At 28.9% G+C, this 14,455-nt stretch carries 16 protein-coding genes and 2 other annotated features; of the genes, 1 reads left to right on the top strand and 15 read right to left on the bottom strand.

Annotated elements, in window-relative coordinates; all coding sequences use genetic code 11:
• Positions 1-6 precede the first annotated feature (6 nt).
• The 14 genes from KQI42_RS11630 to KQI42_RS11695 form a co-directional block, all read right to left on the bottom strand.
• Positions 7-432, bottom strand: coding sequence for a Mini-ribonuclease 3 (locus tag KQI42_RS11630; RefSeq protein WP_216519941.1), 426 nt, complete (start codon positions 430-432; stop codon positions 7-9).
• A 3-nt stretch (positions 433-435) separates the two neighbouring features.
• The gene (gene cysS, locus KQI42_RS11635; protein ID WP_216519942.1) at positions 436-1,833 is read right to left on the bottom strand and encodes a cysteine--tRNA ligase; all 1,398 of its coding nucleotides are present in this window, start codon (positions 1,831-1,833) and stop codon (positions 436-438) included.
• Between the two features lie 133 nt (positions 1,834-1,966).
• Positions 1,967-2,178, bottom strand: a binding site (T-box leader).
• Positions 2,179-2,227: 49 nt separating this feature from the next.
• Positions 2,228-3,715 (bottom strand): glutamate--tRNA ligase, encoded by a 1,488-nt coding sequence (gltX, locus tag KQI42_RS11640; protein WP_216519943.1) that lies wholly within the window; start codon positions 3,713-3,715, stop codon positions 2,228-2,230.
• A 75-nt stretch (positions 3,716-3,790) separates the two neighbouring features.
• Positions 3,791-4,645: a DUF1002 domain-containing protein gene (locus tag KQI42_RS11645; protein WP_216519944.1), complete on the bottom strand. Its 855-nt coding sequence runs from the start codon at positions 4,643-4,645 to the stop codon at positions 3,791-3,793.
• Positions 4,646-4,843: 198 nt separating this feature from the next.
• Entirely contained in the window at positions 4,844-5,017 is a 174-nt protein-coding gene (locus KQI42_RS11650) for a hypothetical protein (protein ID WP_216519945.1), read from the bottom strand.
• A 140-nt stretch (positions 5,018-5,157) separates the two neighbouring features.
• Positions 5,158-5,868 (bottom strand): LytR/AlgR family response regulator transcription factor, encoded by a 711-nt coding sequence (locus tag KQI42_RS11655; RefSeq protein WP_216519946.1) that lies wholly within the window; start codon positions 5,866-5,868, stop codon positions 5,158-5,160.
• Between the two features lie 36 nt (positions 5,869-5,904).
• A complete protein-coding gene (locus KQI42_RS11660) occupies positions 5,905-6,231 on the bottom strand; it encodes a GHKL domain-containing protein (RefSeq protein ID WP_216519948.1) in 327 nt (108 codons plus the stop codon).
• A gap of 40 nt (positions 6,232-6,271) precedes the next feature.
• Positions 6,272-6,811 carry a hypothetical protein gene (locus tag KQI42_RS11665; RefSeq protein WP_216519950.1) on the bottom strand — a complete coding sequence of 180 codons (540 nt, stop codon included), beginning with the start codon at positions 6,809-6,811 and terminating at the stop codon, positions 6,272-6,274.
• Complete coding sequence (locus KQI42_RS11670; RefSeq protein WP_216519952.1) at positions 6,795-7,235, bottom strand: hypothetical protein; 441 nt, start codon at positions 7,233-7,235, stop codon at positions 6,795-6,797. The genes KQI42_RS11665 and KQI42_RS11670 overlap by 17 nt, the downstream gene beginning before the upstream one ends.
• Before the next feature lie 224 nt (positions 7,236-7,459).
• Positions 7,460-9,193 (bottom strand): proline--tRNA ligase, encoded by a 1,734-nt coding sequence (locus KQI42_RS11675; protein ID WP_216519954.1) that lies wholly within the window; start codon positions 9,191-9,193, stop codon positions 7,460-7,462.
• A 115-nt stretch (positions 9,194-9,308) separates the two neighbouring features.
• Positions 9,309-9,520 (bottom strand) — a binding site (T-box leader).
• Positions 9,521-9,573: 53 nt separating this feature from the next.
• Entirely contained in the window at positions 9,574-10,053 is a 480-nt protein-coding gene (gene ispF / locus KQI42_RS11680; protein WP_216519956.1) for a 2-C-methyl-D-erythritol 2,4-cyclodiphosphate synthase, read from the bottom strand.
• Positions 10,054-10,063: 10 nt separating this feature from the next.
• Positions 10,064-10,804, bottom strand: coding sequence for a 2-C-methyl-D-erythritol 4-phosphate cytidylyltransferase (ispD, locus tag KQI42_RS11685; protein WP_216519958.1), 741 nt, complete (start codon positions 10,802-10,804; stop codon positions 10,064-10,066).
• 113 nt (positions 10,805-10,917) lie between these two features.
• A complete protein-coding gene (locus KQI42_RS11690; protein ID WP_216519960.1) occupies positions 10,918-12,012 on the bottom strand; it encodes a PIN/TRAM domain-containing protein in 1,095 nt (364 codons plus the stop codon).
• Between the two features lie 77 nt (positions 12,013-12,089).
• Positions 12,090-12,578: a CarD family transcriptional regulator gene (locus KQI42_RS11695; RefSeq protein WP_216519962.1), complete on the bottom strand. Its 489-nt coding sequence runs from the start codon at positions 12,576-12,578 to the stop codon at positions 12,090-12,092.
• Positions 12,579-12,794: 216 nt separating this feature from the next.
• Between KQI42_RS11695 and KQI42_RS11700 the strand changes: the two genes are divergently transcribed.
• Positions 12,795-13,211, top strand: a complete 417-nt coding sequence (locus tag KQI42_RS11700; RefSeq protein ID WP_216519964.1) for a nucleoside triphosphate pyrophosphohydrolase family protein — start codon at positions 12,795-12,797, stop codon at positions 13,209-13,211.
• Between the two features lie 99 nt (positions 13,212-13,310).
• Here KQI42_RS11700 and disA read toward each other — a convergent pair whose 3' ends face one another.
• Positions 13,311-14,411 (bottom strand): DNA integrity scanning diadenylate cyclase DisA, encoded by a 1,101-nt coding sequence (disA, locus tag KQI42_RS11705; protein WP_216519966.1) that lies wholly within the window; start codon positions 14,409-14,411, stop codon positions 13,311-13,313.
• Positions 14,412-14,455: the final 44 nt, after the last annotated feature.

Below are 14,455 nucleotides of genomic sequence, written 5' to 3' on the forward strand. Positions count from 1 at the left end.
TTATCTTTAGTCTAGTTCTATGTGTGCTATTTTTTCAAACAATTGTCCCAATCGTTGATCTTGTTCTGTTAAATATAGATATCCCATTAAACTTTCTAAACCTGTAGCATATTTATAATCTATCATATCTGCATTTTTGGGCATAGAGTTAGTTTTTGCATTTCTTCCTCTTTTCACTATATTTTTTTCTTCTTCACTAAGATTATCTTCTAATATATGGACAATTTGCGATTGTGCTTTAGCTTTTACATATTTTGTCGCTTCTTTATGAAGATTCTTTACTGGCAATCCTTTTTTCAATAAATAAGTACGGATAAACAATTCGTATACTGCATCTCCTATATAAGCAAGTTGGAGTGGAGATAACATATTTACATCTTCTCCACTCAATTTTGTATTTATATTTCTAAATAGATTAGTTTCTTTTTCCATAGGCTATATACGTTTCCACTTCACTCCTTCTTGAGTATCTTCTAAAATTATTCCTTTCTCTTTTAAAGCATCTCTAATTTCATCAGATAATTTATAATTCTTGTCTTTCCTTGCTTGAGACCTTTTTTCAATTAACTCTAATATTTCTTCTTCTAAAATTTCTTCTTTCTTTGATAATATACCCAATATCTTTGAAAGTTCTATCAACATATTATAAGCTTCTTCTATTATCCTCTTATTACTTTGTTCATTTAAATAGGTATTTGTATATTTTACTATTTCAAATAAAGAAGAAATAGCATCTGCCGTATTTAAGTCATCTTCCATACTCTCGATAAATTCTGTCTTATATTTATTTAAAGTTTCAATACTTGATTTCTCTTCTTCTGTCAGTAATCTTTCCTCAGCTTTATCTAATAGGTATTCTAAATTTTTCTTTCCATTGTATAATCTTTCTAATCCTTTTTGTGACTGCATTAAAACTTCTTTATTAAAGTTTACTGGGTTCCTATAATGGGCTGATAAAATAAAGAATCTAAGAGATTCTAAGTCAAATTCTTTTGCAATATCTTTTATTGTAAAGAAATTAAATTTTGATTTAGACATTTTTTCATTATCTACATTGACCATAGCATTATGCATCCAATAATTTGCAAAGGGCTTTTCAGTTAGAGTTTCACTTTGAGCTATTTCATTCTCATGATGAGGAAATTGTAAATCTTCTCCTCCTGCATGAATATCTATGGTATCTCCTAATAAAGCCTTTGCCATAACTGAACATTCAATATGCCATCCTGGTCTACCTTTGCCCCAAGGGCTATCCCAAGAAGGTTCTCCCTCTTTTTCTTTTTTCCATAATGCAAAATCCATTGGGTTTTTCTTTTCTTCATTAACTTCTATTCTAGCACCACTTATTAAATCATCTACATTCTTCTTAGATAGTTTACCATAATCTTTAGCTTTTGCAATGTCAAAATATACATTTCCATCTATATCATAAGCAGAACCTTTTTCAGTAAGCCCTTTTATGAAGTCTATTATCTGATTAATAAAATCTGTAGCCCTAGGATGGATCGTTTCTTCTTCATATAAGTTTAATCCTTTAGCATCTTCTGTAAAAGCTTTAATATACCTATCAGCTATTTCTTTTACTGTAGTGCCTTCTTCATTGGCTTTCTGAATCATTTTATCATCAATGTCCGTAAAGTTTACTAAATATTTTACTTTATATCCTTTATAAATAAGAAATCTTCTTAAGGTGTCAAAAACTACTAAGGGTCTAGCATTTCCTACATGAATATAATTATAAACTGTAGGTCCACAGCTGTATATAGTTACTTGACCTTCTTTAACAGGTTTAAATTCTTCTTTTTTTCTTGTTAAAGTATTGTATAGTTTCATATTATATCCTCCTTTTTCATTTATTCAAAACATTTTAGTATTTTTTATAAAAGTATATTTAAAAATTTAACAGTATTTTTTAAGTCTAAATTTTATACTTTTCTGTTTATTATAAAAAAATCGTCTCTACAAAATAAGAGACGATTTCAAAACCGCGGTTCCACTCTAATAGGATTCTTCCCACTTTTAATACAAATAACGGTGTAAACCGATTTACCTTACTCTCTTCAGGCAATAGTTCTAAGGTGCATTTCAGCTTAGTGCCTACTTAGAGTTTCTTTCAGCCTATGAAAACTCCTCTCTTTAAGGGCTTAAAAAGCTTACTTTCCTTATCAATACTTTTCTTATAAAGATTATCTTTATTTTACATTAAAGTAAAAATATATTCAACACTTTAAGCTTTTAAATACTTTTCTTCTATATATTCTATTCTTTTCAAGATGTTTTCTTTACCAAATAAATAAATAATATTAACCAATTCTGGTCCATGAATGTTTCCTGTTAAAGTAACTCTTACTGGCATAAATAAATTTTTCCCTTTGATTCCAGTCGCTTTTTGGATAGTTTTCATTAAACCTTTAGCATAATCTTCATCAATTTTATCTACATTTTTTAATTCTTCTTTAAAAGCAGCTAATAATACGGGTACTTGTTCTCCTTTTAATACCTCTAAGGCTTCTTCATCTTCTAGTACTACTTCATCTTTAAAGAATATATCTACTTTATCTACAATTTCAGCTACAGTAGACAAACTTTCTTGAACAGTATGAACCAATAATTTAGTCCAATCATAATTTTTTTCAACAAACTCATCATCAATATATCCAGCTTCTTTTAAATAAGGAATAGCTAATTCTGTAATTTTTTCTACAGAGGAATTTCTTATATAATGACCATTCACCCAATCTAATTTATCCTTATCAAAGATTCCTCCAGTTTTTGAAACTCTCTCAAAGGAAAACTTTTCGATTAATTCTTCCATAGATAAAATCTCTTCATTATCTTCTGGACTCCATCCAACTAATGCTAAATAGTTTATCAATCCTTCTGGCAAATAGCCTTTTCCTTTGAAGTCTTCAACAGATACATCTCCATGACGCTTACTTAATTTTTTCCGTTCTTTATTTAATACTGTTGGAAGATGGACATAAGTAGGCTTTTCCCATCCAAAAACTTCATATAAATAAACATGCTTTGGTGTAGAAGGCAGCCATTCTTCTCCTCTTACTATATGAGTGATATCCATTAAATGATCATCTATTACAACAGCCATATGATAGGTAGGATACCCATCTGATTTTAAAAGTACTTGATCATCTACATCATCTGTATTTATAACTATATCGCCTCTTACTAAATCATGAAACTTAATGTCTTTATTTGGAGGAAGTTTTAGTCTAACTACATATTCTTCTCCTTTAGCGATTCTTTCCTTAGCTTCTTCTAAAGATACATTTCTACAAAATCCATCATATTTAGGAACAAGCCCCTTAATTTTTTGTTCTTCTCTTACGGATTCCAGCCTTTCTTTGGAACAGAAACAATAATAAGCATGTCCCTTTTCTATTAGTTCATCTACATATTTTCTATAAATTCCCAATCTTTCTGATTGAATATAAGGTCCATGATCACCCTTTTGTATAACTTGACCATTTTCTATAAATACACCTTCATCATATTCAATTCCAGCCCAGTGTAAAGATTTAATTAAGTTTTCAATAGCACCCTCTACAAATCTAGTTTGATCTGTATCCTCTATTCTTAATATAAACTTTCCATTATTATGTCTAGCAAATAAATAATTGTATAAAGCAGTCCTAAGTCCTCCAATATGTAAATATCCTGTAGGACTTGGTGCAAATCTTAGTCTTACTTCCTTCAAGACAATGACACCTCCTAAATTAATTACCTTATATTATATATCACTAAATTTTAAGTGTAAATATTACATGAAATATTAACCAAAAATACGATTAAATAATTGACCAATAGAATCTAGTATTTTACCCAAAAATGATTTTACTTCTTCACCTTGAACATTAACTTTATCAATTTTTTCTGATATACCTTTAAGTTGAATCTTAATCTGATTAATGTCTAAGTTTAACTTAGATATACGCTTCATTAGACCAACTATTTGGTTTATCTGATTTTCAGTTAATTGAATTCCTAAGTCTTCTGCTGCTTGAATTACAACTTTCTTAATAGAGCCTTTATTCTTAATATTATTCTCTATTATATACATTTTTATATTACTCATTAATTCTTCCGCTTTTTGTTGTCCGATTTCATTTCCTAATATGGCTGTTTTAGCAATTTCTTCACTTGCGACTTCTTTTTCCTTATTTGTAACTTCTTCTCCAGTTATATCTTCAAAAGCTTTTATTATTCCCGTTAAAGCTGCAGTACCTGATACTTGCCTAGGACTGCCAACTTTGATTTTAGCATCCTTTACTCCAGCCGTGATTAAGGCATTTCTAAACATATCATCGGTTACCCAAGTTATATTAGTAGATTCTACTTGTATACCTTCACCTTCTCCTAACTTTTCTACGTAAGCAGAAGAAATGGATCTAGTTCCTAACAATTTCTCATCTACAAATTTTCCTAAATATTCTCTTTCTTCTTCATTTGTTATTTCAATTACCTTTGAGTCCTCTTTAGCCTCAAACAATTTAAGCATTTCCTTTTTCTCACCAGATGACAAATCCTTTCCCAAGACTACAATCTCTTGGTTTATATCTGCACCAAAGACCATCATTGGTATTAGTAATATTAAAGCCATTATACAAGACACTATTCTTTTTTTCATATTAATCCCTCCAACTTTATAAATAGGTCCTTAAAATAGGATAACCTATTATTAAACATTTTACAAGGATTCTATCCTATAACTATTATAGACAACAAAAAGTTTAAAAACCCTAGTTTTACTAGGGTTTTTATTGGCTATATTAGATTCTAAGTATTATGGAAAATGAACTTGTAAATTATTTGATCTAAAGAGTAACTAATGAATATAGCAAGCTAATTCTTCTTTTTTTTCAAGCATCTGAATAAATTCTCTTTTTTCTTTTAAATGCTTTTCTAACTCTTCTTCTGTTAATATACCCCTTTCTTTTAACCCCATTAGAATTTCCATAGTTTCTTCACATAACTCTTTCAACATCATTTCCACACTCATGTAAACCCCTACCTTACTTGTTTTCTAATATTCTCCATTACCAGTATTATTATACAAATAACTATTTTTACCTTCTTACTTTTTTAAAAAGCCAAAATTGTAGTCTAACTAGCCATACGTTAAGTACATTTCTCCAAAATCTAAAAAGGAAAGTACCTTTTCAACTGACTAAATCCCATTCTACTCATATAAGCTACCTTAGAAGAATTGTAAAATTCTATTTCATATACTCTATCTCCAATCTCCTTAATTCTTAGAATCTTATTTTTATTTACTAAATATGATTTATGTACTCTTATAAAACTACCCCCTAAAGTATCTTCAAAATAAGAAAGACTCTCCTTCGCTAAATAACTTTCTTTTTCTTCATGAATTATAGTATCTTTACCTGCCTTTTCTATATATATTATATTGCTTGGACATATAAAATATATCTCATTTTTATTTTTTATAATTAATTTTTCTTTAATACATTTTTCTTCTTCTAAAGATGTTAATAATCTATTTATTGTGTTTTTAAACCTAGTAATATTTATTGGTTTAAGTATATAGTCATAAGGATGAATAGCAAAAGAAGTTAATGCGTACTGATCATATCCTGTGAGAAATATAATCTTTATTTTGGGATAATACTTATCAGTATATTTTCCTACATCTAAGCCATTATAGGAATCTTTTCCTAATTGAATATCTAATAAGGCAATATGAATAATATTTTTCTCTAATATCTTTTTGTAGCTTTCTATAGATTTCGCTTTAAATATATTAAAATTAGGCCAATTTTCCGTAATAAGCTTTGATATAAATTCTATTGTATATAAATCATCCTCTAAAACTATAATATTAGCCACGCTCTTGCCTCCTTTCGTAGTATTCAAAAACATTTTTTACTTTATTGGTATAAAAACTTTAACCCTTACATAGCCATCATAAAAAACTTTAATTGTTCCATGATATTTTTTTACTATAGATTGTGAAACATACAATCCATATCCTCTTGAATTAGAGTTTTTAGTAGAGTATCCAGGAATAAATAACTTATCTAAATTAGATATATCAAATTTAGAAGAATAATTGTAGACTTCTATAATGAATATATGGCTATCTTTATCAATAGTAAGTCCTAGTTCTTTTTTATCTTTATATTTTTCTAAATCTTCCAAGCCATTATCTAACAAATTTCCTATAACACTATTGATTTCCCACCAATCCAAAGGAAATTCTTCCATGGTACAGTTTATAAAAATTTTAAAGTCAATACCTTTTTTTTAAGGCTAAATTATTTTTCTCATTTATTAACACAGCTAAAGCTGGATTTTCCTTTATTTGAATTTTACTCAATGGGTGGTGGTATTGATATCTAGTAATTTCTTCAATATACTTTTGAACGTCTGTAACTCTATCTAAATAAATCATGGATTGAATAGTTTGTAGATGTCTATTGAATTCATGTTTCATAGACATTAGATTATTTCTTACTTCTTCAACTTCTTTGGGATTATAAGATTGTTTCAGATTAAGATTACTCAAACTCTTGATAAGAACATATACTCCTATTAAAGACAGGATAATTATTATATTTCTAATATAGCTAATGACACATACTTGGCTGCTTCTATGAATTTTGGATATTAATTCATTTTTTAGAATATAGGTAAAATATTGAATGATAATTATAATAATAAGGATATAATTCTTTTCCCTCTTTATATCTTCTAAAGAAATGGGGATATGTTTATCCAGATCAATTACATATCCTTGGCTTTTTCTTATGTAATCATTTAAAAAATACATAAGTATATAGGAAGATAACTAATGGATTTCTAACGGCTTCTAATAAAGAGGTTTTCAAAGTCCATAAAATCAAACTGCCTATTAACCCAAATAAAGCTGAGTAAAGTGTAAATGATGACACTATTATTAAGGAGGATATGAATAAATTCATTTTAAAGACTATACTACAAATAATGATAATTAGCATTAAATGCAATTTTCCTAAAATGCTAAAATCTTTAAGGCTAAAGGCAATGCTTCCTGTTATTATACATATAATTAATGATGCTATAAGTATACGATTTCTTTCTATCTTCAAGTTGTATAAAGTAAGTCCTGTATTTATAATTATAAAGTTATTGATTAAAAATAGTAATAGAGTTGCATTATTAGTAATGAAAAATTGCCCCCATAAAAATATTGATGACATAAATTCTAGTATCATCAAAAATCCTCCAAATTATAAATTGAACAGTAAATTACTTTACTATCAAATTCAATATTCGACGCAAAACCTTTAATTCCTCTTTTAGATAAAAAAAAGGTAGTCTTTCGACTACCTAAAAAAAGAAATCAACTGGTTTTATGATTAAGTAATAATACTTAATACCTTTATTATACATAATAAACTATAATACATTAATAAAGATATTCAAAAATCATGTTTATTTAAACTCTAGTTATATTAAGACCTTCTTTAATAAATTCACCTCTAATTAGATCTAATGTTTTTTCAGTTTCTACTTCTATCTTTTCTTCTCTTCCCCTAATTGAGTACTCTACTATATTTTCATTTGCTCTTTTTCCTACAGTAATTCTAATTGGAATTCCTATTAGATCTCTATCCTTAAATTTAACCCCAGCTCGCTCATTTCTATCATCAAGAAGAACTTCAAGTCCTATTTCTTCTAATGTCTTATATAATTTTTCTGCCAGATCCATTTGCTCTTGATTTTTAATATTAATTACTGTAATTATCACATGATATGGAGCTACTACTAAAGGCCAAGCGATTCCATCTTCATCATGGTATTGTTCAACTATAGCTGCCATAGATCTAGATACTCCAATACCGTAGCTTCCCATTACAAAAGGATGTTCCTTGCCATTCTCATCCAAGAATTTAGCGCCTAAGCTATCACTATATTTAGTCCCCAATTGAAATATATTACCAACTTCTATTCCTCTGTCCATAGATAAAATTTCTCCACATTTAGGACAAATATCTTCTTCTTTAACCAATAGCAAATCTTCTGCTACTTCTCCAGTAAAGTCTCTGCTATAGTTTACATTTTTAAGGTGGTAATCAGTTTCATTACCTCCAACTACTAAATTTTTCATTTTAGTAATTCTTGAATCTACAATTAATTTTACCTCTTTTTTAAGATTAACTGGTCCTGTAAATCCTTTGTTGGCTCCTGTAATGTCTATTATCGTTTCTTCGTCAGCTAGTTCTAATTCATGCTCAGGAATCTTTAAATAGTTACATAACTTAGTTTCATTTAGTTCTCTATCTCCAGGTATTATTGCTACTACAGTTTCTCCTGCCGCTTTATATACTAAAGCTTTTCCAAATTTACTTTCTTCGGTATCAAAAAATTCTACTAAGTCTTCTATTGTAGTTATTTCTGGTGTATGAACTTTTTCCATCTCTTTTTCGTCATCAGTATCATTTGAAACTTTATATATCACTTGTGCCTTTTCATCTGTAGCTGCATAATCACAATGTTCACAGTAAGCTACAAGACTTTCTCCAACTTCAGACATAGCCATAAATTCATGGGACTCATTTCCTCCCATAGTACCAGAATCTCCTTGAACTATTTTAAACTTTAGCTTAAGTCTTGTAAAAACTTTCTCATATGCTTCCCACATTTCTTTATAAGCCACTTTCATGCCTTCTTCATCTTTATCAAAGCTATAAGCATCTTTCATTATAAACTCTCTAGATCTAATTAATCCAAATCTCGGTCTTTTTTCATCCCTATACTTAGTCTGAATTTGATATAAATTTAGAGGTAATTGCTTATAAGATCTTACTTCATCTTTGATTAAGTTAGTGAAATATTCTTCATGGGTTGGTCCAAGACAAAAATCTCTTTCATTTCTATCTTTTAATCTAAACATTTCTGCTCCAAAATTATCCCATCTTCCACTGGCTTCCCATATTTCCTTTGGCTGTATAGCCGACATTAACAATTCCTGAGAACCAGCTCTATCCATTTCTTCTCTTACTATATTTTCAATTTTTCTAATAACTCTATACCCTAAAGGTAAATAAGAATACACTCCACTAACTAACTTTCTCATCATCCCTGATCTCAATAATAACTTATGACTTGATATTTCAGCTTCTGATGGCATCTCTCTTAAAGTTGGTGTATACAATTTTGACATCTTCATAGAATTTCCTCCTCATCAAATTAATAAAACTTTTTTAGAATACTTTTAATATTAAATTTACACTAAAAATTTTATGTTTTCATGTACATTATAATAAAAAAACCTTTCATCTCTAAATAGAGACGAAAGGTTGAATTCCGCGGTACCACTCTAATAAACTTTATTAAAAGTTCACTCAATAGTTATAACGGTACTACCGTTTAGATACGAAAAACCATATCTAAAAGCTCCAGGGCGGGTTCAACATTAAGAGGGTCAGAAATCTTTCACCAATTGATTTCCTCTCTTGGACCATTAATATTTACTATTTCCTATCGTTGCATAGTATTTATTTTATATATTACTAAATATATTTTATTATGTCAATCTGATTTCACTCTTTAAATGTTCTTTGGCTTTAACAAACACACGCTATATGCTGAAATCCCTTCTTCTCTACCTTCAAAACCTAATTTTTCTGTGGTTGTAGCTTTAATATTTATATTTTCTACAGAAGTTTCTAATCTATTAGCAATAATAATTTTCATCTTATCTATGTAAGGGGCTAATTTAGGTCTTTGAGCTGCTATAGTAGCATCTATGTTTCCAATTTTATATCCTGATTGTTCCATAGTTTCATACACTCTATCTAAGAGTAGTAAACTAGAAATATCTTTATATTTACTGTCTGTATCTGGAAAATGTTTGCCAATATCTCCTAAAGCCAAAGCTCCTAAAATGCTGTCCATTATAGAATGAACTAAAACATCTGCATCAGAATGTCCTAAAAGTCCTTTCTCATAAGGAATATCCAATCCACCAATGGTTAATTTTCTTCCCTCTACTAATTGATGAACATCGTATCCAAATCCAATTCTCATTTCAATCATCCTATCTACCTTGAAATACAAACTCTCTTCTTTTATATATTATATCCTTATCTTTTAACATTGACTCTGCTACTATTAAATCTTCTGGCGTAGTAATCTTTATATTTTCGTAGCTTCCCATAACCATTTTTACTTCATAGCCTAATCTTTCAACTATAGAACTATCATCAGTACCAACAAAATTATCTTCTATAGCTTTTTGATAACCATTTATAATAATATGATGCCAAAAACATTGAGGAGTTTGAGCTGCCCATATTAAGCTTCTTTGAGGTGTATTTTCAATAGCTTTATTTTCTCCTACTACTTTTATTGTATCCTTTACTGGGACCCCAACAACACAAGCTCCATTTTCTACTACACCTTTGATACCATCCACTATATTTTCAACTTTTACAAAAGGTCTAGCACCATCATGAATTAGTACAATATTAGACTTTTCATTTAAAGCTAAAATACCATTATATACTGAGTCTTGTCTTTCTCTGCCACCTCTTATAATATTAACTACTTTCTTAAATCCATATCTTTTCACTATTTCTTTCTTACAATAGTCAATTTCTTCTTCCTTGGCAACTACAATAATCTCGTCTATATATCTACATTTTTCAAATCTTTCTATAGTGTGAGCTAAAATCGGTTTATTATTTATGGATATAAATTGCTTATTGATCTTACTTCCCATTCTATTACTCATTCCTGCTGCAGCAATAACTACGGATACATAGTAATTTTTATACATTTTTTTCACCTCTTAGTGTATTATAGCATATTAAAATTAAACATAGAACAATTTACTTATATAATATCCAAAAAATAAAAAAAGGATTCAAAAATATAGGACCCAAATGGGTCCTATACTGCTCTATCTACTATAGATTTTGGCTTAGCAAATATCATTCTTCCTGCAGAAGTTTGAAGTACACTAGTTACTAAAACTTCAATAGTCTCGCCAATATATTTTTTTCCACCTTCTACTACTATCATAGTTCCATCATCTAAATAAGCTAATCCTTGACCAGACTCTTTACCATCTTTTATCACTTGTACTATCATTTCTTCTCCAGGTAAAACTATTGGTTTTACTGCATTTGCTAGATCATTTATGTTTAACACGTCTATTCCTTGAACTTCTGCTACTTTATTTAAATTATAATCATTGGTTATTATTTTACCCTTTAGCTGTTGAGTTAGCTTTAGTAGTTTCGAATCTACTTCTTGAACATCTTCAAATTTCTTATCATGAATTATTACTTCAATATCCAATTCTTTTTGAATCTTATTTAATATATCCAGCCCTCTTCTTCCTCTATTTCTCTTTAGAGCATCTGAAGAGTCAGCTATATGTTGTACTTCTTCCAATACAAATTCAGGAATTATAAGTGGTCCTTCTATAAAACCAGTTTTACAAATATCTGCAATTCTTCCATCAATTATTACACTAGTATCTAATATTTTAGGACAAGATTTCCAGTTTCCTTTTATTTTATCTTTAGAGCTTTTTTTGAAGTTTCCTAATGTAGTAGTAATATCATCTCTTTTTCTAGTAGGCACTTTAATTCCTAAATATCCAAATACACCATAAAGTAAAATAGATATAGCTACTCCTAAATACGGTATTTCTAAATTGTAAAAGGGTTGACTTAATAGATAGGCAATTATTAATCCAATAATTAGTCCAACAGATCCTATAGCAATATCATAAGCAGGAAATTTTTGCAGTTCATTTTCCAAAACTTGAACTCCTCTTCTTCCCCCTTTAATAATCTTAGGCGATAATGAAAAAAATATAATTCCAAATATAAAACTAACTCCTAAATATAATACTAATCCTAGCCACCCTTTACTAGACATATTGATAATTTCCAAAGCTTTAAGCCCGGCCATAATTCCATATCCAACCAGTAATCCCGCCAGGCCTATTATTCCTCGTAATATTTTATCAATCATCAATTCACCTCCCATAGTATATTTATTGCCATTTAAATAAATTATATAACCTAAAATGTGTAATTGCTAGATTTATTTTAATCTTCTGTACAATTAATGGCATCTATAATAGTTTTTTCTGCTTCTTCTAACTCTGAGCCTGTTACTAATACCATTTCAGATATAAGCATTTGCTTAGCACTACTCAACATTTTTCTTTCTCCAGTAGACAAACCTTTCTCTAAATCTCTCATAGTAAGATTTCTAACTACAGCAGCAATTTCAAATATATCACCACTTTTGATTTTATCCATATTTATTCTATATCTTCTGTTCCAATTTTGTGGCATATTAGTTTTGCTTCCCTTTAATATGGTTATTACCCTTTCCATATCTAATGAATCAATTATTTCTCTTATTCCAACATCACCTACGTTATCTACAGGAACCATAACCTTCATGTCCCCGATAGGCATCCTCATAATATAATATTTCCTTTTTTCTCCTAATATTTCTTTTTCTTCTATACCCTCAATTATACCAGCTCCATGCATAGGATAAACTACTTTATCACCAATGTTAAACATATGACAACCTCCCATTTAACCATCTTCTTTATTATTATACAATAATAATCTGAGGTTGTAAAGTTTATATTCTATCACAGAAATATTTCGCTTGTCAACTACTTATTTTACATTTTAATTTGGTAAAAAATAAATGTTAGAAATATTTGACAACAACTTGTCCTCATAAGTATAATTGAATCATAAATAAATAAACTTTTGACAGGGGTGGAGTGTATGGACAGAAATATTATGGATGTGGATAGAGATTCAATTTGTAAAGATTTTCAAAAACAAGTTTCCGAAGTTCTCGTTAGACATCGTAGTGTTCTTGATATAATGACTAAATTAGACGAATACAATTCTAGAATTAATAGAGCAGTAGCTAAATCTGTTACTTCTTGTGGATGTATATCTATTAATGCTTCAAAGCAGGATTATAGTAAAGAATCTTTTGAGGAAATGTTAGATAGTGTGAAAACTCATGTTGAAGGTTCTATCTGTGAAGGATGTAGAGATGTTGTTGAAGAAGAAATGGGTTCTTACGTTTTCTACTTAGCAGCTTTATGTAATACTTTAGAGTTAGACTTTTATGAGATTATGTCAAAAGAGTATGACAGAATTAAGACTTTAGGTGTATTTAGTTTAAAATAAATATGAAGTCTTTTTTAAAGGATAATAACCTTAAAAAGTACATTAGGTTATTTATAATTCTTCAAAGCATATAATTTGTTATATGTTATAAGAAACAGGCTAAAGACGTAAATCCTTAGCCTGTTTTATTATGGTTTTTTCAAATAGAGTTTTTTCTTGCTGTTTCCTTAAACCTTCTTTAATAGTCTTAGCTCTTACTTCACCTATTCCTTCTACTTTACATAAGTCTAATAAAGATGCTTTTAAAATTCCTTGAAGAGACCCAAACATACTTATAGTATTTTCTAATACCCCAAGAGGAAGTTTTGGTATTTTGCCCATTATCCTATAACCCCTTGGATATATATTTTTATCCAAAGCTGAGATTTCATCATCATAACCTAGTACAAATATCATATTAGATAAATTTAGTAATTCCTCAGAAGATAATCCACTTATATAATTCCATACTTTCAGATGATCTTTACTATTATCTTTCAAATAATCCTTAACCAAATTAACTCTTTCATTTTCTAAACCATCAACTAATTCTCTAACTTGCATATCTAACAACCTGCCCTCAATTCCTAATTCGTAAATATATATGTTGATCTCACATTCTATTCTACGTACCATTTCCATTCTCTGCATAACTTTAGCTATATCATAAAGAGTTACTAAGTTTTCAAATTCTAAAGTTGTTAAATTATTTATTTCTTCATCTAATACAGACTTGTATTTCTCTAAAGTTTGAACTGCTTGGTTGGCATTAGATAAAATCTCACCAATATCTCTTAATATATATTTAAAGTTTGATTTATATAAAGTAATTATGTTTCTTCTTTTAGAAATAGCAACGACCAATTCATTAGTTTGCTTGGCAACTTTTTCTGCTGTTTTATGCCTCGTTCCCGTTTCTTTCGATACAATTAACTGACATGGATTTAGTTGGGTATTTGCATATAGTATTTTTTTACAATCTTTGCTTATTACAATTGCCCCGTCCATTTTTGCTAATTCATAAATGTAAGCTGGAGAATATTCACTATTTATATAAAATCCATCATCAACTAAATTTAAAACTTCTTTACTGTCTCCAATAACTATTAATGCCCCTGTTCTTGCCCTTAAAATATTATCAAGACCTTCTCTTAGTTCAGTTCCTGGTGCTACTATTCTCAACATTTCAAATAATTTCTCCACATGATTACTATTTTCCATACAACTCCTCCCTAATAGTAGTCTTAATAATATTATTTATATTT

Origin of the sequence: Tissierella simiarum (genome assembly GCF_018917865.1) — a bacterium.
GTDB lineage: Bacteria > Bacillota > Clostridia > Tissierellales > Tissierellaceae > Tissierella_C > Tissierella_C simiarum.